Raw genomic sequence first — 17292 nt, 5'->3', positions numbered from 1 at the left:
GATGGCGGCACTACCAGACAAAGACAAACTGTTGCGCAATTTTAGCCGTTGCGCCAACTGGGAAGAGAAGTATCTCTATATCATTGAGCTGGGCCAGCGGCTGGCGCCGCTAAGCCCGGAAGAACATAGCGTGCAGAACATTATTCAGGGCTGCCAAAGCCAGGTGTGGATTGTGATGGCGCAGGACCCCTCCGGCGTTATCACCCTGCGCGGTGACAGCGATGCGGCGATCGTCAAAGGGCTGATTGCGGTGGTGTTTATCCTTTATGATCGGATGACCGCCCAGGATATCATCGAGTTCGATGTGCGCCCGTGGTTTGAAAAAATGGCGCTCACCCAACACCTGACGCCTTCCCGCTCGCAAGGGCTTGAAGCCATGATCCGTGCGATCCGCGCGAAAGCCGCAAATATTAGCTAGAATAAACAGGTAGATTTCATTCTGTTACGTCCGGTAGGGGTTCTGCTCCTGCCGCCGTTCAGTCTCCTGGCGTTTTATCAGCGAAAGAAGGAATCTCAGTATGAAACGCAAAACGATGATCACCTTAGCCCTTCTCAGCGCGCTTGGCGTCTCCTCGGCCGCCTGGGCCGTCGACTACCCGCTTCCTCCCGCCAACAGCCGGCTGATTGGCCAGAACCAGTACTGGACCGTACAGGAGGGAGACCGCAACCTGCAGGCGATCGCCCGCCATTTCGATACCGCGGCGATGCTGATCCTCGAAGCCAACGATACCATCGCGCCGGTGCAGCCGAAGCCAGGTACTCAGGTCCTGATCCCCTCCCAGATGCTGCTCCCCGACGTACCGCGAGAGGGGATTGTCGTCAACCTTGCGGAACTGCGGCTGTATTACTTCCCGCCGGGAGAGAATCAGGTGCAGGTCTATCCGCTGGGTATCGGCCAGTTAGGGCTGGAAACGCCTGAGATGACCACCCGCATCGGGCAGAAGATCCCCAACCCGACCTGGACGCCCACCGCGGGCATTCGGGCGCGTTCGCTGGAGAAAGGGGTGACGTTACCAGCGGTGGTCCCGGCCGGGCCGTACAATCCGCTGGGGCGCTACGCGCTGCGTCTGGCCTATGGCAACGGCGAATATCTGATTCATGGCACCAACGCGCCGGACAGCGTCGGTTTACGCGTCAGCTCAGGCTGTATGCGAATGAACGCCGATGACATCAAAGCGCTGTTCAACCAGGTGAAAACCGGGACGCCGGTACGGATTATCAATCAGCCGGTGAAGTTTGCCGTCGAACCGGATGGTAAACGCTATGTCGAGGTCCACAGGCCGCTTTCGCAGACGGAAGGGGAAAACACCCGGACCATCGCCTACACGCTGCCTGCGGCGTTTCACGCCTTCGCAGAGGATAAAGCGGTCGATGATGCACAGCTGAAAAAAGCGATGTCGAGAAGGGCGGGATATCCGGTGGTGGTGTCCACGGGGACGGGGAGTGCGCCAGCTACGCTGTCGGCGCAGAACACGCCGTCAGACAACAGCCTGCTTACCCAGTAGCCCTCATGCTGAGGGCAAAAAAAATGGCGCACAGAGTGCGCCATTTTTATTACCAGAACTCTTACTTACGGTAAGAGTGAGCCTGGTTGTCCAGACGCTGGTTAGCGCGAGCTGCGTCGTCTTTAGCAGCCTGAACGTCGGAACGGATTGCGTTCACGTCGTTGCTCAGCTGGTCAACTTTAGCGTTCAGAGTCTGAACGTCAGAAGACAGCTGATCGATTTTAGCATTGCTGGAGCAACCAGCCAGCAGAGTAGAACCCAGGATTACCGCGCCCAGTACCAGTTTAGTACGATTCATTATTAATACCCTCTAGATTGAGTTAATCTCCATGTAGCGTTACAAGTATTACACAAAGTTTTTTGGGATGAGAATATTTTTTTTACCTGAACGCACTTATTTTTGATCGTTCGCTCAAAGAAGCATCGAATTGGACAAAATCGCAGAAAAAGGCGAGTGAAAACAGCGCGCTTCCATCGGATTCATCTTAGATAATCTCTTATTAAATAGTAAATTCCGATTTGCATTTTTAATAGGAAGAGCTAATCAATGAATAAAAAAAAGCGCCCCGAGAGGCGCTTTATTAAAAAAAACCAATTAACCTGTAAATTATTACAGCACGTGTACGGAAGCCGTATTAGTGGTACCGCTCGGCACTAATGCGCCGGAAACCATCACCACCACGTCGCCTTTACGCGCGAGGCCGCTTTTCAGCGCCAGATCTTTGCCCAGATGATAGAAGTCATCGGTAGAGGCGATCTCTTCCACCAGCTGTGGCACAACGCCTTTGCTCAGCACCAGCTGGCGAGCGGTGGTTTCGTTGGTGGTCAGGGCCAGGATGGTGGCGTCCGGGAAGTATTTACGCACAGCGCGTGCGGATTTACCGCCCTGGGTGGCGACAACGATCAGCGGCGCTTCCAGTTTCTCAGCGGTTTCTACCGCGCCGCGGCACACCGCTTCGGTGATGCGCAGTTTACGATTGTCGTTATTGAAGTCCAGACGGCTGGTCATCACGCGGTCAGTACGTTCGCAGATGGTGGCCATGATGGTGACGGCTTCCAGCGGGTATTTACCTTTCGCGGATTCGCCGGACAGCATCACTGCATCGGTACCGTCGAGGATGGCGTTGGCCACGTCGCCGGCTTCAGCGCGGGTCGGACGCGGGTTCTTGATCATGGAGTCCAGCATCTGAGTCGCGGTGATAACCACTTTGCGCGCGCGGATACATTTTTCGATGATCATTTTCTGGGCGAAGATAACTTCTTCAACCGGGATCTCAACGCCCATGTCGCCACGAGCAACCATGATGCCGTCGGAAGCTTCGAGGATTTCGTCGAAGTTGTTCAGGCCTTCCTGGTTTTCGATTTTGGAGATGATCTGGATGTTTTCGCCGCCGTGGGCTTTCAGGTGCTCACGGATCTCGACGACGTCGGAACGTTTACGGATGAAGGAGGCCGCGACAAAGTCCACGCCCTGTTCGCAACCGAAGATCAGATCCTGTTTGTCTTTCTCAGCCAGCGCCGGCAGGGCGATGGAGACGCCCGGCAGGTTTACGCCTTTGTTCTCGCCAAGGTCGCCGTTGTTCAGCACTTTACAGATAACTTTGTTACCTTCGATAGCCGTCACTTCCATGCCGATCAGGCCATCGTCCACCAGAACGGTGTTGCCGACGGTGAGGTCAGACGTGAAGCCTTCGTAGGTCACTGCAACGATTTCGTTGTTGCCGACGACGGATTTATCGGTGGTGAAGGTGAAGGTCTGGCCTGCTTTCAATGAGACGTCGTTGCCGCCTTCCAGCTTGATGGTACGAATTTCCGGGCCTTTGGTGTCCAGCAGAATAGCGGCTTTCTTACCGGTTTTGCTCATCACATTGCGCAGGTTCTGGATGCGCTGACCGTGTTCCGCATAGTCACCGTGGGAGAAGTTCAGACGCATCACGTTCATGCCGGCTTCCAGCATTTTGGTCAGCATCTCTTCAGATTCGGTTTTCGGACCGATGGTGCAAACAATTTTGGTCTTTTTCATGACAGTTTTAGTCTTTAAGTTGTGAAGGATATGGAATTCTCGCTCCGCGGGCGCACTGCCGGGGAGCCAAACCTGTATTACGAAAGTTGCTAAGCCACGCCCTAAGGATAGGTGACAACCCCGGAGCGTGCAGAAGAATGTGTGCTGGCGGTTCAGCCCATGAAATGTGGCAAGGTGTTATGCGTTTTATCATGCAGTCCAATGCGCTGAAACCATTCAAGAAAGAATCGAAGCGCATTATACGCTGCCGAAATCAAAAAGGAAAATAAAAACCTCGTTTCAAATTATGGACAAAACGCGTAACAAAACCGGCACGTTATGCATAAAAGTACGCAACACATTTTTTCATCACCGGGCAGGCAAAGGGGCAGCGGAAGGCGCTTTTTCTCGCGTGATGAACCAGTAAAATGCGCCATTGGCCCATTCCGCCGGGGATAATTTGCGTTGCGGAAAAAATCTATCAATAATGAATTGATTGATAATAATAAAGTGCGAGCAAAACCAGATGGGAAATAAAGCCAAAGACGACGAGCTGTACCAGGAAATGTGCCGCGTGGTGGGTAAAGTGGTGCTGGAAATGCGAGACCTGGGCCAGGAGCCGAAACACATTGTCATTGCCGGCGTACTGCGCACCTCGCTGGCGAACGCCAAAATTCAGCGTTCGGCGCTCACCGTGGAGGCCATGGAGAAAGTCATTCACGCCCTTTCCGGGCATTAACGTCTTTCGCCGGCGGGTCAGGAAATCACGAAGCGGATCACCGCCCGGACGGCAATGTCACAGTGGTGGGCCACCATCGCTTCGTCGTCGATGGCGGGCAACGGATCGTCAAGGTACAGGCTGCTGAAGGTGTAGAAGTTCGACACCTGATAAAAGCTGAAGCTGCTGATTAACCGGTGCACATCGCGTGCTTCGAGCCCCGCCTGAAAGACGCCTTGCTGCTGGCCGCGCTGTAAAATGTCTTCCAGAATCGACAGGGCGGTACGATTCAGCGGTTTCAGTTCACCCGAGGTTTGTAACCACTTGCCGCGCTGCATATTCTCCATGCAAATCACCCGCATATAGTCCGCGTGGGTGGCGTGATAACGCACGCTCCAGCGCACCAGCCGCACCAGCGCCTCCACCGGCGGCACATTCTCCAGCCCCAGCTGCTGCTCGGTTTCGCGGATCCGCGCATACACATACTGCAGCACCTCCTGATAGAGCTGCTCTTTGCTTTTGAAGTAGTAAACCACCATGCGCTTGGTGGTCTGCGCTTCGGTGGCGATCTGCTCCATGCGGGCGCCTGACAGCCCGTGTTCAGCAAAAACAGCGATAGCGGCGCTGAAAATCCGCGCCTTCAGGGATTGTGCTTCATCATGAGCAACGACGGTCATGGCAACTCCTTTTTCTTGGGTGACAAAAAATACACATAATGATCACAATTTAGCAACCTAGTATGGCGCAAATGAACCAAATGATACATATTCAAGGCTCACGTCAGTTGTTGACCCGAGGACCTTATGCTGCGCTCTATCGCCACCGTTTCGATTTCCGGCACCCTGCCTGAGAAGCTGCACGCTATTGCGGCGGCGGGCTATCAGGGTGTGGAAATTTTCGAGAACGATCTGCTCTATTATACGGGGACGCCGGCGGAAATCCGCCAGCTTGCCGCCGATTTAGGGTTAAAAATCACGCTTTTTCAACCCTTTCGCGATTTTGAAGGCGCCAGCCGGGCGCAGTTTGCGGCGAATATAGCCCGCGCTCGGCGCAAGTTTGCCCTGATGCACGAGCTGGGCTGCGACACGCTGCTGCTGTGCAGCAATGTGCAGCCGGACTGCTCGGCGGATAGCGAATTGCAGGTCGCGGATCTGCGGGCGCTGGCCACGCTGGCGGAAGAAGAGGGGATCACTATCGGCTATGAGGCGCTGGCCTGGGGAACCCATGTGAACCGCTGGCAGCAGGCCTGGGAGCGGGTGCGGCGGGTGGACAGCCCGGCGTTGGGCCTGGTGCTCGACAGCTTCCATATTCTGGCCCGCGGCGACACGCTGGACGCGCTGCCGTCGGTGCCGGTGGAGAAAATCACCTTTGTTCAGCTCGCCGATGCGCCGTACATGAAAATGGATCTCCTGGAATGGAGTCGCCATTTCCGCTGCTTCCCCGGGCAGGGCGAGCTGCCGCTGGAGCCGTTTGCCGAGCAGGTCACCCGCTGCGGCTATCGCGGCCCCTGGTCGCTGGAGATCTTTAATGACGGTTTTCGCGCCTCGCCGAACGGCGCGACGGCCAAAGATGGTTATCGTTCGCTGCTGTGGCTGGAGGAGCAAACCCGCCGTCGGCTCCCGACGTGCGATGCGGATCTGTTTTCACCGCCGCCGCTGCCGGTCTATCACGGGCTGGAGTTTATCGAGTTTGCCGCCAGCGCCGCCGAGGCGCAGCGCCTGGGGCAGCATCTGCAGGCGCTGGGTTTTCAGCACGAGGGAAGCCACCGCTCCAAACAGGTGACGCTGTGGCGCAACGGCGGGGCGCGGATCGTCATCAACCATCAGCCCCACAGCTGGGCCGATCATTTCTATCAACGCCACGGCGTATCGCTGTGCGCCATGGCGCTGCGGGTCGATCGCAGTGCGCCGATTGTGGCCCGCGCCCGGGCGCTGGGGTATGCCACCTGGCAGGGCGATGCCGGGCCGAACGAAACGCCGATCCCGGCGATCTGCGCCCCGGACGGTAGCCTTATCTATCTCATCGAGGCCGGGGAAGGGATCTATGAGCGCGATTTTCATCTGCGCGACGGACTGACGGTGCGCGAGGATTATCTCGGTATCGACCATCTGGCGCTGGGGATGGAGGCCGACAGCCGCGACAACTGGGTGATGTTCTTCCGCACGGTGTTTGGTTTTACCCTTGAGCATGAGCAGACGCTGCCGGACCCGTATGGACTGGTGCGCAGTCTGGCGGTGCGCAGCCCGCAGGGCGATATCCGTCTGGCGCTGAATATTTCGCAGAGCCGGGCGACGCAGATTGCACGCTCGGTCGCCTGCTACCAGGGGGCAGGGCTGCAGCATGCGGCCTTTGCCTGCCGCGATCTGCCGGCCACCTGCGACCAGCTTGCCGACGTTGCCCGCCATGCGCTGCCGATCCCGGCCAACTATTATGACGATCTGCTGGCGCGCTTCGGCGGCGAGCTGGACGTTGGGCAACTGCAGCGGCGGCAGCTCCTCTACGACCGCGATCCGCAGGGCGGGGCCTTCCTGCATCTTTATACCCGCCCCTTTACCGCCGGGCGCTTTTTCTTTGAATTAACCGAACGACAGGCAGGCTACGCGCTCTATGGCGCGGCGAATGCCGCCGTTCGTCTGGCGGCGATGCAGTATTGTTAGCCCGAATCAAATGGTTCATTATGCCTTAAACACAATAACAACATCCTCTGTACCCGAGACAGGAACTGACTATGAGCTCATATAGCCCTAATCCGACGGCTGCCGCCCAGCCTGCCGTCACCGTACGCCGCTCCCGGCGGCGCATCGGCATCCTTGCGCTGTTGGCCGTTGGTACCATGATCAACTACCTCGATCGCACCGTGCTGGGGATTGCCGCCCCAAAGCTCACCGGTGAGCTGGGGATCGACCCGGCGATCATGGGTATCCTTTTTTCCGCCTTTGCCTGGACCTATGCCCTGGCGCAGATCCCCGGCGGGCTGTTTCTTGACCGCTTTGGCAACAAAGTGACCTATTTTCTGTCGCTGACCCTGTGGTCGCTGTTTACCCTGTTCCACGGCATGGCGGTGGGGCTGAAAACACTGCTGCTGTGCCGCTTCGGGCTCGGCATTAGCGAAGCGCCGTGCTTTCCGGTCAACAGCCGGGTGGTCAGCGCCTGGTTCCCGCAGCATGAGCGGGCGAAAGCCACAGCGGTGTACACGGTAGGGGAATACCTCGGGCTGGCCTGCTTTGCGCCGCTGCTGTTCTGGATCATGGACGGCTTTGGCTGGCGGGTGCTGTTCGTCAGCGTCGGCGCGGTCGGTATTCTGTTTGCCCTGGTGTGGTGGCGCTGCTACCGCGAACCGCATGAAGATCCGCGCCTCAGCCAGCAGGAGCGCGAGCATATCGAAAACGGCGGCGGCCTGAGCGCCCCGACGGACCAGCAGGTGGCGTTCAGCTGGCCGCTGGTCCGCCAGCTGCTGAGCAAGCGGCAGATCATCGGCGCCAGCATCGGCCAGTTTGCCGGCAATACCGTGCTGGTGTTCTTTCTCACCTGGTTCCCGACCTGGCTGGCCACCGAGCGGCATATGCCCTGGCTGAAGGTCGGCTTCTTCTCCATCCTGCCGTTTGTCGCCGCCGCGGGCGGGGTGATGTTTGGCGGCTGGATCTCCGACAAACTGCTCAAGGCCACCGGGTCGGCCAACCTTGGCCGTAAGCTGCCGATCGTCGCCGGTCTGCTGATGGCCAGCTGCATTATCACCGCCAACTGGCTGCAGAGCGACCTGGCGGTGATCCTGGTGATGTCGTTTGCCTTTTTTGGTCAGGGAATGGTGGGGCTTGGCTGGACGCTGATCTCCGATATTGCCCCGAAGGGGCTGGGCGGCCTGACCGGCGGCCTGTTTAACTTCTGCGCCAACCTCGCGGGGATCCTCACCCCGCTGGTGATCGGCTTTATCGTTGCCGGGTTCGGCAATTTCTTCTACGCGTTGATCTACATCGGCGGCGCCGCGCTGCTGGGCGTGGTGGCCTATCTGTTTATCCTCGGCGACGTCAAACGTATCGAGTTATCGCAGTAAGCAAAGGAGCAAGGCATGGTGATTAGTGGAAATACGCGGCTGATAGCGCACCTTGGCTATCCGACCGCCAGTTTTAAGGCGCCGATGATCTATAACCCGTGGTTCGTCGACCAGCAGGTGGACGTGAAGGTGGTGCCGATGGGGGTCAGGCCGGAGGACTACGCCGCGTTTATTCCGCCGCTGTTTACGATGACCAACATCATCGGCGCGCTGGTGACGATGCCGCATAAAATCGCCACCTGCGATCTGGTCCAGCGCCTGAGCCCGACGGCGGCCATCGCCGGCGCCTGCAATGCCATCCGTCGCGAGGCCGACGGCAGCCTCTCCGGGGATATGTTCGATGGCGACGGCTTTGTGCTGGGCCTGCGTCGTAAAGGGTTTAATCCGCAGGGGACGCGGGCGCTGGTGGTCGGCAGCGGCGGGGTGGGATCGGCTATCGCCGCCTCTCTCGCCGCGGCGGGAGTCAGCGCCCTGACCCTGTACGATACCCGGCCCGAGGTGGCGCACGCCCTTGCCGGACGGCTGCATCAGCACTATCCGCAGCTCGATATCACCCTGATGCAGCACGACCCTGTCGGACACGAGCTGGTGGTCAATGCCACCCCGCTGGGGATGAAGGCCAGCGATCCGCTGCCGCTGGACGTTGACCGTCTGGCGCCAGGCACCTGGGTGGGGGAGGTCGTCATGACCCAGGAGTACACCCCGCTGCTGAGGGCCGCTCAGGCGCGACAGTGCCATATCCAGCGCGGGACCGACATGTTGTTTGAAATGATCCCCGCTTATCTGCGCTTTTTCGACCTGCCGGTAGCCACCCCCGAGCAGCTGCGCGCGCTGGCGGAAATTCGCTACTGACGCGACGGCAAACCGGGTAATATAGCGTTATATTATCCGGTTTATAGCGACTATCTATGATGTCCACTCCTCTCACGCTGCTGGCGGCGGGAAGCCTGAGAAGCGCTTTCCTGCCGCTGGTGGCGCACTTTCAGCAGCACACTGGCCTGGCGGTCGATGCGCAGTTTGGCCCTGCCGGCCTGCTGCGCGAGCGGATCGAGGCCGGGGCGCCGTGCGCGGTTTTTGCGTCCGCCAACGCGGCGCACCCGCAGGCGCTGCTGCAGGCCGGTCTGGCGCAGGAATGCCAGGGATTTGCCGGCAACCAGCTGATGCTGACCGCCCGGCGGTCGCCGGACAACGATGGCCTGGACTGGCTGGCGCTGCTCAGCACGCCCCGCCTGCGGCTGGCGACCTCCACGCCGGGATGCGATCCGTCGGGAGATTATACCTGGCAACTGTTTGCCCGAATTGAGGCGCACTATCCTGGGTTGGGCAACGCGATAGCCGGGCGGGCGCAGCCGCGGGTCGGCGGTAGAGACTCACTGAGCGTGCCGCCGGGCGAGATAGCCGGCGCGTGGCTTATTCGCCAGAATCTGGCGGATCTGTTTATCGGCTACGCGCACTATGGCCCCGCGCTGGCCGCCTGCGACGATCTGCGTACCCTGACCATCCTGGCGCCGTGGAATATTCGCTGCGATTACCAGCTGGCGCGCCTCAGGGCGGATCCCGCCGCACTGGCCCTGTATCGCTTTATACTCGGCGACGTTGGCCAGAGGTATCTCCGGCAGGCGGGTTTTATGCCGTTTAGCGACGCAGAGTAAACCCCGGCGCCAGCAGAGGGGACGCGGAGGCGGCATAGTGGATCAGACGTACCGGCAGGCCGTACGCTTGCCGGAGGTGCGTTTCGCTCAGCACGTCGGCGGTCTCGCCTGCCAGCCACTGGCCCTCCGGCAGAAGCAGCAGCGTATGGCTGGCCACCTGCAGCGCATGGTTTGGATCATGGGTGGTGAACAGGACGGTGCGTGCCTGGCGGTGAGCGAGGTCGCCGATCAGCTGCAATACCACCTGCTGGTTACCGAGGTCCAGCGCCGAGCAGGGCTCATCCAGCAGGATATTCTGGCTGGCGCTGACCAGCGCGCGGGCAATCAGCACCAGCTGCTGCTGGCCGCCGGAGAGGGCGCCGAAGTCATCCCCGGCCAGGGCGGCAATCCCCAGCTGCGTCAGCGCGTTCTCAACCCGCCGGGCATCCTCCTCGCCAGGCTGGGCAAAGAGATCCACATGACGGGCGCGGCCCATCAGCACCACATCGCTCACGCGCCAGCGAAAAGCGGGACGAAACGACTGCGGGACCAGGGCGATGCCCCCCTCGCACTGCACCTGGCCGCCCAGCGGCGGCAACACGCCGGTTAGGGTGTCCAGCAGGGTACTTTTTCCCCGGCCATTGGCGCCCAGCACCGCCCAGATCTCACCGGGCCGGCAGGTCAGCGTGAGCGGGGCGAAGAGCGGCTGACGGTGGCCGTAGCGTAGCGCTTCCAGCGATAATGAGCTGTTCATCGGGCGGTACTCCGGCGCCGGGATTGCACCAGTAAAAAGGTAAACAGCGGCGCCCCGAGCAGGGCAGTGATGATCCCGATCGGGATTTCCGCCTGGGTCAGCGTGCGCGCCAGATCGTCTACCACCAGCATCAGCGCGGCGCCAAGCCAGAAGGCGGTGGGCAGCAGGCGACGATGGTCAGCGCCCACCAGCAGGCGGGCGAGGTGCGGGACCACCAGCCCCATCCAGGCGATGCTGCCGCTGACCGCCACCTGGGCTGCCACCAGCACTGCACAGCACACCAGCACGCCGCGACGCAGCGCGGCCACCGGAACGCCAAGACTGCGGGCATCGCGTTCCTCCAGCGCCAGCAGGTTGATACGCCAGCGCAGCTTCCACAGCACCCCGGCGGCTAGCGCCATGGGCAGGGACATAAGCAGAACCTTATGCCAGCTGGCGGTCGCGAAGCTGCCGAGCAGCCAGAAAACAATGTTCGGTAACGTCTCTTCGCTATCGGCGAGGTACTGCATCAGGCTGACCAGCGCGGCGAAGAAGCCGCTGAGAATGATCCCGGACAGAATCAGCCCCAGCGTGCTGTCCCGCCCCTGCAGGGCGGCGAGGGCGTAAATCAGCCCCAGCGCGATGAGGCCGAAGAAAAAGGTCGAGGCCATCATCAGCAGACCGCCGACGCCCAACAGGATCGCCAGCGTGCCGCCGAAGGCGGAGCCGGCGGTCACCCCGATGATGTGCGGGTCCACCAGCGGGTTCTGGAACACGCCCTGCAAGGTGGCGCCGCACAGCCCCAGCGCGCCCCCGGCCAGCAGAGCCATGACCACGCGCGGCAGGCGAACCGACCAGACGATCTGCCCGATCACCCCTTCACCTGGCGGCAAATGGACCAGGGTGTGGCCAACGGCGCGCAGGCTTAACGGGTACTGGCCGAAACAGAGCGAGGCGACCGCGATCGCCAGCGTCGCCAGCGCCAGGCTACCCTGCAACCGCCAGGGATGGTGGTTAGCGCGCATCTGGCGTCCACGCCACGCGGTAAAAACGCTGATAGTAATCCCTGGCTTTACTGTCCACATCGATGCTCTGGTAGCGCGAAGGATAGAGTTTTTTCGCCATCCATAGCTCGCCCAGCGCCAGGGCCTCCGGCATCGGGTAACCCCAGGCTTTGGCGTACTCCGGCATCAGCCACACGCGGTGGTGTTTCACCGCATCGATCGCCTGCCACTGCGGGTCGTTCTCTATCTGTTTGACCACCTGCGGATAACGGTCCTGGACGAAGATCACCTGCGGGTTCCACTCCAGTACCTGCTCCAGCGACACCTGACGGGCGCCTTTTACGCTGGCGGCCGCCACGTTCAGCGCCCCGGCGTGCGCCATCATCAGCCCGGTGTATTTACCGGCGCCGTAGGTATTCAGATCGGGGTTGGCCATATACACCCGCACCCGCTGGTTCTGGGGAATATCGGCCACCGGCGCATTGGCTTTTTTGCGCGCCGCAAAGGTGTAGTGAATCAGCGCCTCGGCCTCGGGCTGGCGCTCGACGACCTCGCCGATAAGGCGGATCCCCTCCACCAGCCCGGCGTTATAGGCCTGCTCTTCGTCAGCCATGGTAGGGTTCATTTTATTTTTTTCCCCGGCGGCGTCCTGGCGCAGCGAGATGGCCACCACCGGGATCCCGGCCTGTTGGATCTGCGCGATCATCGCCGGCGGCGCATAGTTGGCGACAAAAACCACCTGCGGACGCAGCGCCAGCAGGCTTTCAATATTGACCTGGGTGAGATCGCCCGGGGTCGCCAGTTGCCCGATCTCAGGCATAAAGCGGGCGAACTGCGGCCCGAGCTGTTTCTGCCAGCTGCTTAAGACGCCGACGATATCCTCTGCGGCATGCAGTTGCACCAGCAGGTTGAGCGTCTGATGTTGCAGAACCACGACGCGGGTGATGTGGTCGGGGAGCGTGACCTGGCGACCCAGCTGGTCGGTGACGGTGCGGTCGGCAAAGGCCTGGCCGGTGAACAGGCTGGCGCTGAGCAGCGTCAGGCCCAGCAGTAAGGGGTGTTTTGACATGGTGTGGCCCGAATGGCGTGAAAAATTCGTTATGTATTAAAGTATATAACGAAGCCGGGCGCAATGGGTGATCGCATTTACCCTCATCACGATTAAGGCATTTCGTACCACACTTCTTCCTCTTCCATGCGGGCCTCTATCTGACTCGCCACCCTCTGCAGGGCGGAAAGATGCTTCTGCGCCGCCTGCTCAATGGTCATCGCGCTGGCGATATAGACCAGATTCAGGCAGCCGATAACCCGCTGCTGGCTGCAGACCGGCACGGCGATGGAGGCGATTTTCTCCTCCTGCCGCCAACCGCGGAAGTTTTCGCCATAGCCGTTCTGGCGGGTGCGGGCGAGGATCGCCGCCAGCCGTTCCGGTTCGCGGGCCAGCTGATACTCAGCTTCCGGACGGGCGGCCAGCATGCTGACGATGGCGTCGCGCTCCGCGTCGGGGGCAAAGGCCAGCCACGTCAGCCCGGAGGCGGTGAGCAACAGCGGCAGCCGCCGTCCGACCATCGCGCGGTGAAACGACAGTCGGCTGAAGCGGTGGGTAGTCTCGCGCACCACCATGGCGTCGACGTCGAGGGTGGTGATATCCGTGGGCCACTGTACCTCGCGCAGCAGCTCGCCGAGCAGCGGTGTGGCGAGGGCAGAAATCCAATGTTCGTCACGAAATCCATCGCTCAGCTGGCGGACGTTAATGGTCAAACGGAAGCTGTCGTCGGAGCGGCTGCGGCGGACAAAACCCTCCTCCTGCAGCGTCTCCAGCAGCCGGCGCACGGTGGTGCGATGCAGGCCGCTAAACTCCGCCAGCAGGCCCGGCGTCGCGCCGCCGTCGAATTTATTTAACAATTTTAATAACAATAAACCCCGGCTTAACCCACGCACCGTTTTGTACTCAGTGGACCCATCGTCACGCATAAATCCTTCCTTAAAATGCTTTATAAACAGCGTTGTGCACCTGGTGCACATTCGGCGATGTTTTGATTGTAGCCGAAAACCCCCGCCCTATACTCAGCCCATTATAAAAATACGTTTACACATGATTAACAAATTGCCTGTCAGCCGGGCAGTTTCCGAGTCGTGAGGTCGCTGAAAATGACAACATCTACACCCGATATTCAACCCGCCGTGCAGCATACCGCTCAGGTCGCCATCGCCGGCGCCGGTCCGGTTGGCCTGATGATGGCCAACTACCTTGGCCAGATGGGCATCAGCGTGCTGCTGGTGGAAAAGCTCGACACACTGATCGATTACCCGCGGGCCATCGGCATTGACGATGAATCCCTGCGGGCGATGCAGGCGGTAGGGCTGGTGAATGACGTGCTGCCGCACACCACGCCGTGGCACGCCATGCGCTTTCTGACCCCGAAGGGGCGCTGCTTTGCCGATATCCAGCCGATGACCGATGAGTTTGGCTGGTCGCGGCGCAACGCCTTCATTCAGCCGCAGGTCGATGCGGTGATGTATAACGGCCTGCAGCGTTTCCCGCAGGTCCGCTGCCTCTTCTCCCGCGAAGTAGAAGCCTTTAGCCAGAACGGTGACGGTGTCACGTTAAATCTTAAAGGACCGGACGGCGAGCGGGAGACGGTGCGCGCGGACTGGCTGGTGGCCTGCGACGGCGGCGCCAGCTTTATTCGTCGTACGCTGAACGTCCCCTTCGAAGGCAAGACCGCGCCGAATCAGTGGATCGTCATCGATATCGCTAACGACCCGCTGGCCACCCCGCACGTTTACCTGTGCTGCGACCCGGTGCGACCCTACGTTTCCGCCGCGCTGCCCCATGGCGTGCGCCGCTTTGAATTTATGGTGATGCCCGGAGAAACCGAAGCCCAGCTCAGCGAGCCGCACAATATGCGTCGTCTGCTGAGCAAAGTGCTGCCGGACCCGGACCGCGTCGAGCTGATCCGCCAGCGGGTCTACACCCATAATGCCCGCCTTGCCGAGCGCTTTCGCATTGACCGGGTGCTGCTGGCCGGCGACGCGGCGCACATCATGCCGGTCTGGCAGGGGCAGGGATACAACAGCGGCATGCGCGACGCCTTCAACCTGGCGTGGAAGCTGGCGCTGGTGGTCAACGGTAAAGCGGGAGAGGCGCTGCTCGACAGCTACCAGCAGGAGCGCCGCGACCACGCGAAAGCGATGATTGATCTGTCGGTCACCGCCGGCAACGTGCTGGCGCCGCCGAAGCGCTGGCAGGGGGCCGTGCGCGACGGTCTCTCCTGGCTGCTGAACTACCTGCCGCCGGTGAAGCGCTACTTCCTCGAAATGCGCTTTAAGCCGATGCCGCAGTACCGCGAGGGGGCGCTGCTGACCGACGGCGCCGGCAAAACCTCGCCGGTGGGCAAAATGTTTATTCAACCGCAGGTGACGCTGGAGAGCGGCGAGAGCGTGCTGCTCGACGAGGTTATCGGCGCGAATTTCGCCATTATCGGCTGGGGCTGCAACCCGCAGTGGGGGCTCGAAGCCGGGCAGATCGCCCGCTGGCGCGCGATTGGCGTGCGCTTTATCCAGGTGGTGCCGGAGGTGCAGATCCATCGCGAGCAGGATAACGCCCCCGGCACGCTGCGGGTAGGCGATACGCAAAATCGCCTGAAGAGCTGGTTTGCTCAGCATAACACCGCCATTGCCGTGGTCAGACCGGACCGCTTTGTCGCCGCTCTCGCCATCCCGCAGACCCTCGGCGCACAGCTGACCGCCCTGGCGGAAAAAATGACCCTCGCAACCGGGGATACCGCCCGCACTGAAGAGAAGGTGGCCTGATATGGATGCCTATTTGCACTGTCTCTCCCACACTCCGTTGGTGGGATTCGTGGACCCGGAGCAGGCGGTCCTTGATGAAGTGAACGGGGTGATTGCTGACGCCCGGCGGCGGATCGCCGCTTTCGAGCCCGAGCTGGTGGTGCTCTTCGCTCCCGATCACTACAACGGTTTTTTCTATGACGTGATGCCGCCGTTCTGCCTCGGCGTCGGCGCCACCGCCATTGGCGACTTCGCCAGCGCCGCCGGCGACCTGCCGGTGCCGACCGAGCTGGCGGAAGCCTGCGCCCACGCGGTCATCAACAGCGGTATCGACCTGGCGGTGTCGTACAACATGCAGGTGGACCATGGCTTCGCCCAGCCGCTGGAGTTTCTGCTGGGTGGCCTGGACCGCCTGCCGGTGCTGCCGGTGTTTATTAACGGCGTCGCCGCGCCGCTGCCGGGTTTTCAACGTACCCGGCTGCTGGGCGAGGCGATGGGCCGCTTTCTCAATACCCTCAATAAGCGGGTGCTGATCCTCGGCTCGGGCGGACTCTCGCACCAGCCGCCGGTGCCGGAGCTGGCGAAAGCCGACGCCCATCTCCGCGATCGCCTGCTCGGCGGCGGAAAACAGCTGCCGCCGGACGAACGCGAACGGCGCCAGCAGCGGGTGATCAACGCCGCCAGACGGTTTACCGAAGATCCGCATTCGCTCCATCCCCTCAACCCGGTCTGGGACAACCGCTTTATGAGCCTGCTGGAGCAGGGGCGGCTGGCGGAGCTGGATGCGATCGGCAACGACGAGCTGTCGGCGATGGCCGGGAAATCGACGCACGAAATTAAGACCTGGGTGGCCGCTTTTGCCGCGCTATCCGCTTTTGGCCGCTGGCGCAGTGAGGGCCGCTATTACCGGCCGATCCCCGAGTGGATCGCCGGGTTCGGCTCGCTGAGCGCCACCACCGAGATTTGATTAACCGGGAGACTAACATGAGCTATCAACCGCAAACCGAAGCCGCCACCAGCCGATTCCTCAATGTCGACGAGGAGGGCCGCACGCTGCGCATCCATATCAATGACTGCGGCGACGGGAAAGAGACCGTGGTCATGCTGCACGGCTCCGGGCCGGGGGCCACCGGCTGGGCCAACTTCAGCCGTAACATTGACCCGCTGGTCGAGGCGGGCTATCGCGTGCTGCTCCTCGACTGTCCGGGGTGGGGCAAAAGCGATGCTATCGTCAACAGCGGCTCACGTTCGGACCTCAACGCCCGCATTCTGAAAAGCGTGGTCGATCAGCTGGGGATCGATAAAGTCCATCTGCTGGGCAACTCGATGGGCGGCCATAGCGCGGTGGCCTTCACCCTGAGCTGGCCGGAGCGGGTGGCGAAGCTGGTGCTAATGGGTGGGGGGACCGGCGGCATGAGCCTGTTCACGCCGATGCCGACGGAGGGCATCAAGCTGCTGAATGCCCTGTACCGCGAGCCGACCATTGAAAACCTGAAGAAGATGATGAGCATCTTCGTCTTCGACACCCGCGACCTCACCGAGGCGCTGTTCGAGGCGCGTCTCAACAATATGCTGTCGCGCCGCGACCATCTGGACAACTTCGTCAAAAGCCTCGAAGCCAACCCGAAGCAGTTTCCTGACTTTGGCCCGCGGCTGGGCGAAATCAGCGCGCCAACCCTGATCGTCTGGGGACGCAATGACCGCTTCGTGCCGATGGATGCCGGGTTGCGCCTGCTCGCCGGGATCGCCGGTTCGGAACTGCATATTTACCGCGACTGCGGCCACTGGGCGCAGTGGGAACATGCCGACAGTTTTAATCAGCTGGTGCTCAATTTCCTCGCACGGGCTTAAGG

At 60.9% G+C, this 17292-nt stretch carries 18 protein-coding genes; 11 read left to right on the top strand and 7 right to left on the bottom strand.

Translation table 11 applies throughout. The features are described 5' to 3' along the window. The first annotated feature begins 1 nt into the window (after position 1). Positions 2–418, top strand: coding sequence for a cysteine desulfuration protein SufE (gene sufE / locus FHW76_RS00545; RefSeq protein WP_008804468.1), 417 nt, complete (start codon positions 2–4; stop codon positions 416–418). Between the two features lie 100 nt (positions 419–518). Beyond that, positions 519–1505, top strand: a complete 987-nt coding sequence (locus FHW76_RS00540) for a L,D-transpeptidase family protein (protein ID WP_008804469.1) — start codon at positions 519–521, stop codon at positions 1503–1505. Between the two features lie 61 nt (positions 1506–1566). Here FHW76_RS00540 and FHW76_RS00535 read toward each other — a convergent pair whose 3' ends face one another. Both FHW76_RS00535 and pykF read right to left on the bottom strand, forming a co-directional pair. Further along, complete coding sequence (locus FHW76_RS00535) at positions 1567–1803, bottom strand: major outer membrane lipoprotein (protein ID WP_007374746.1); 237 nt, start codon at positions 1801–1803, stop codon at positions 1567–1569. 312 nt (positions 1804–2115) lie between these two features. After that, positions 2116–3528, bottom strand: a complete 1413-nt coding sequence (pykF, locus tag FHW76_RS00530; RefSeq protein ID WP_012541397.1) for a pyruvate kinase PykF — start codon at positions 3526–3528, stop codon at positions 2116–2118. 137 nt (positions 3529–3665) lie between these two features. Here pykF and FHW76_RS00525 point away from each other — a divergent pair, with 137 nt between their 5' ends. Continuing rightward, a complete protein-coding gene (locus tag FHW76_RS00525) occupies positions 3666–3797 on the top strand; it encodes a hypothetical protein (RefSeq protein WP_004217210.1) in 132 nt (43 codons plus the stop codon). Between the two features lie 236 nt (positions 3798–4033). After that, a complete protein-coding gene (gene fumD / locus FHW76_RS00520; RefSeq protein WP_012541399.1) occupies positions 4034–4246 on the top strand; it encodes a fumarate hydratase FumD in 213 nt (70 codons plus the stop codon). A gap of 17 nt (positions 4247–4263) precedes the next feature. Here the strand turns inward: fumD and FHW76_RS00515 are convergent, their stop codons facing one another. After that, entirely contained in the window at positions 4264–4902 is a 639-nt protein-coding gene (locus FHW76_RS00515; protein ID WP_008804472.1) for a TetR/AcrR family transcriptional regulator, read from the bottom strand. A gap of 126 nt (positions 4903–5028) precedes the next feature. Here FHW76_RS00515 and FHW76_RS00510 point away from each other — a divergent pair, with 126 nt between their 5' ends. The 4 genes from FHW76_RS00510 to FHW76_RS00495 all read left to right on the top strand — a co-directional run bounded on the left by FHW76_RS00510 (position 5029) and on the right by FHW76_RS00495 (position 9928). Beyond that, positions 5029–6882, top strand: a complete 1854-nt coding sequence (locus tag FHW76_RS00510) for a bifunctional sugar phosphate isomerase/epimerase/4-hydroxyphenylpyruvate dioxygenase family protein (protein WP_110209345.1) — start codon at positions 5029–5031, stop codon at positions 6880–6882. A gap of 71 nt (positions 6883–6953) precedes the next feature. Beyond that, positions 6954–8276, top strand: coding sequence for an MFS transporter (locus FHW76_RS00505; RefSeq protein ID WP_023322833.1), 1323 nt, complete (start codon positions 6954–6956; stop codon positions 8274–8276). A gap of 15 nt (positions 8277–8291) precedes the next feature. Next, complete coding sequence (locus FHW76_RS00500) at positions 8292–9128, top strand: shikimate dehydrogenase (RefSeq protein ID WP_008804475.1); 837 nt, start codon at positions 8292–8294, stop codon at positions 9126–9128. A gap of 56 nt (positions 9129–9184) precedes the next feature. Next, positions 9185–9928, top strand: coding sequence for a substrate-binding domain-containing protein (locus FHW76_RS00495; RefSeq protein WP_183476131.1), 744 nt, complete (start codon positions 9185–9187; stop codon positions 9926–9928). Here FHW76_RS00495 and FHW76_RS00490 read toward each other — a convergent pair. The 4 genes from FHW76_RS00490 to FHW76_RS00475 all read right to left on the bottom strand — a co-directional run bounded on the left by FHW76_RS00490 (position 9912) and on the right by FHW76_RS00475 (position 13618). Continuing rightward, positions 9912–10661: an ABC transporter ATP-binding protein gene (locus tag FHW76_RS00490; protein ID WP_016161291.1), complete on the bottom strand. Its 750-nt coding sequence runs from the start codon at positions 10659–10661 to the stop codon at positions 9912–9914. The genes FHW76_RS00495 and FHW76_RS00490 overlap by 17 nt on opposite strands. Next, positions 10658–11665: an iron ABC transporter permease gene (locus tag FHW76_RS00485; protein ID WP_016161290.1), complete on the bottom strand. Its 1008-nt coding sequence runs from the start codon at positions 11663–11665 to the stop codon at positions 10658–10660. The genes FHW76_RS00490 and FHW76_RS00485 overlap by 4 nt, the downstream gene beginning before the upstream one ends. After that, on the bottom strand, positions 11655–12713 hold the full coding sequence (locus FHW76_RS00480) for an ABC transporter substrate-binding protein (protein ID WP_032754661.1): 1059 nt from the start codon (positions 12711–12713) through the stop codon (positions 11655–11657). Before FHW76_RS00480 ends, FHW76_RS00485 begins: the two co-directional genes overlap by 11 nt. Positions 12714–12805: 92 nt before the next feature. After that, a complete protein-coding gene (locus tag FHW76_RS00475) occupies positions 12806–13618 on the bottom strand; it encodes a DNA-binding transcriptional regulator (protein ID WP_023340341.1) in 813 nt (270 codons plus the stop codon). A gap of 177 nt (positions 13619–13795) precedes the next feature. On the opposite strand from FHW76_RS00475, the gene FHW76_RS00470 reads away from it, so the two are divergent. Genes FHW76_RS00470 through mhpC form a run of 3 tightly spaced genes read left to right on the top strand, consistent with a single transcriptional unit; the run spans position 13796 to position 17290 of the window. Beyond that, positions 13796–15460 carry a bifunctional 3-(3-hydroxy-phenyl)propionate/3-hydroxycinnamic acid hydroxylase gene (locus FHW76_RS00470; protein WP_110219917.1) on the top strand — a complete coding sequence of 555 codons (1665 nt, stop codon included), beginning with the start codon at positions 13796–13798 and terminating at the stop codon, positions 15458–15460. Between the two features lies 1 nt (position 15461). Further along, on the top strand, positions 15462–16406 hold the full coding sequence (gene mhpB / locus FHW76_RS00465) for a 2,3-dihydroxyphenylpropionate/2,3-dihydroxicinnamic acid 1,2-dioxygenase (protein WP_023297814.1): 945 nt from the start codon (positions 15462–15464) through the stop codon (positions 16404–16406). Between the two features lie 17 nt (positions 16407–16423). Further along, positions 16424–17290: a 2-hydroxy-6-oxonona-2,4-dienedioate hydrolase gene (mhpC, locus tag FHW76_RS00460; RefSeq protein ID WP_183476129.1), complete on the top strand. Its 867-nt coding sequence runs from the start codon at positions 16424–16426 to the stop codon at positions 17288–17290. Positions 17291–17292 lie beyond the last annotated feature (2 nt).

It is taken from the genome of Klebsiella sp. RC2, from assembly GCF_014192815.1.
Taxonomy (GTDB): Bacteria; Pseudomonadota; Gammaproteobacteria; order Enterobacterales; family Enterobacteriaceae; genus Klebsiella; species Klebsiella variicola.
This window is presented reverse-complemented; position numbering and strand designations above follow the sequence as displayed.

Coding starts and splice junctions, on each gene's coding strand:
- FHW76_RS00525 (WP_004217210.1), top strand. CDS start 3,666: ATGTGTGCTGGCGGTTCAGCCCATGAAATGTGGCAAGGTGTTATGCGT.
- fumD (WP_012541399.1), top strand. CDS start 4,034: ATGGGAAATAAAGCCAAAGACGACGAGCTGTACCAGGAAATGTGCCGC.
- sufE (WP_008804468.1), top strand. CDS start 2: ATGGCGGCACTACCAGACAAAGACAAACTGTTGCGCAATTTTAGCCGT.
- FHW76_RS00495 (WP_183476131.1), top strand. CDS start 9,185: ATGATGTCCACTCCTCTCACGCTGCTGGCGGCGGGAAGCCTGAGAAGC.
- FHW76_RS00535 (WP_007374746.1), bottom strand. CDS start 1,803: ATGAATCGTACTAAACTGGTACTGGGCGCGGTAATCCTGGGTTCTACT.
- mhpC (WP_183476129.1), top strand. CDS start 16,424: ATGAGCTATCAACCGCAAACCGAAGCCGCCACCAGCCGATTCCTCAAT.
- FHW76_RS00515 (WP_008804472.1), bottom strand. CDS start 4,902: ATGACCGTCGTTGCTCATGATGAAGCACAATCCCTGAAGGCGCGGATT.
- FHW76_RS00490 (WP_016161291.1), bottom strand. CDS start 10,661: ATGAACAGCTCATTATCGCTGGAAGCGCTACGCTACGGCCACCGTCAG.
- FHW76_RS00480 (WP_032754661.1), bottom strand. CDS start 12,713: ATGTCAAAACACCCCTTACTGCTGGGCCTGACGCTGCTCAGCGCCAGC.
- FHW76_RS00470 (WP_110219917.1), top strand. CDS start 13,796: ATGACAACATCTACACCCGATATTCAACCCGCCGTGCAGCATACCGCT.
- FHW76_RS00505 (WP_023322833.1), top strand. CDS start 6,954: ATGAGCTCATATAGCCCTAATCCGACGGCTGCCGCCCAGCCTGCCGTC.
- FHW76_RS00500 (WP_008804475.1), top strand. CDS start 8,292: ATGGTGATTAGTGGAAATACGCGGCTGATAGCGCACCTTGGCTATCCG.
- FHW76_RS00510 (WP_110209345.1), top strand. CDS start 5,029: ATGCTGCGCTCTATCGCCACCGTTTCGATTTCCGGCACCCTGCCTGAG.
- FHW76_RS00485 (WP_016161290.1), bottom strand. CDS start 11,665: ATGCGCGCTAACCACCATCCCTGGCGGTTGCAGGGTAGCCTGGCGCTG.
- FHW76_RS00475 (WP_023340341.1), bottom strand. CDS start 13,618: ATGCGTGACGATGGGTCCACTGAGTACAAAACGGTGCGTGGGTTAAGC.
- mhpB (WP_023297814.1), top strand. CDS start 15,462: ATGGATGCCTATTTGCACTGTCTCTCCCACACTCCGTTGGTGGGATTC.
- pykF (WP_012541397.1), bottom strand. CDS start 3,528: ATGAAAAAGACCAAAATTGTTTGCACCATCGGTCCGAAAACCGAATCT.
- FHW76_RS00540 (WP_008804469.1), top strand. CDS start 519: ATGAAACGCAAAACGATGATCACCTTAGCCCTTCTCAGCGCGCTTGGC.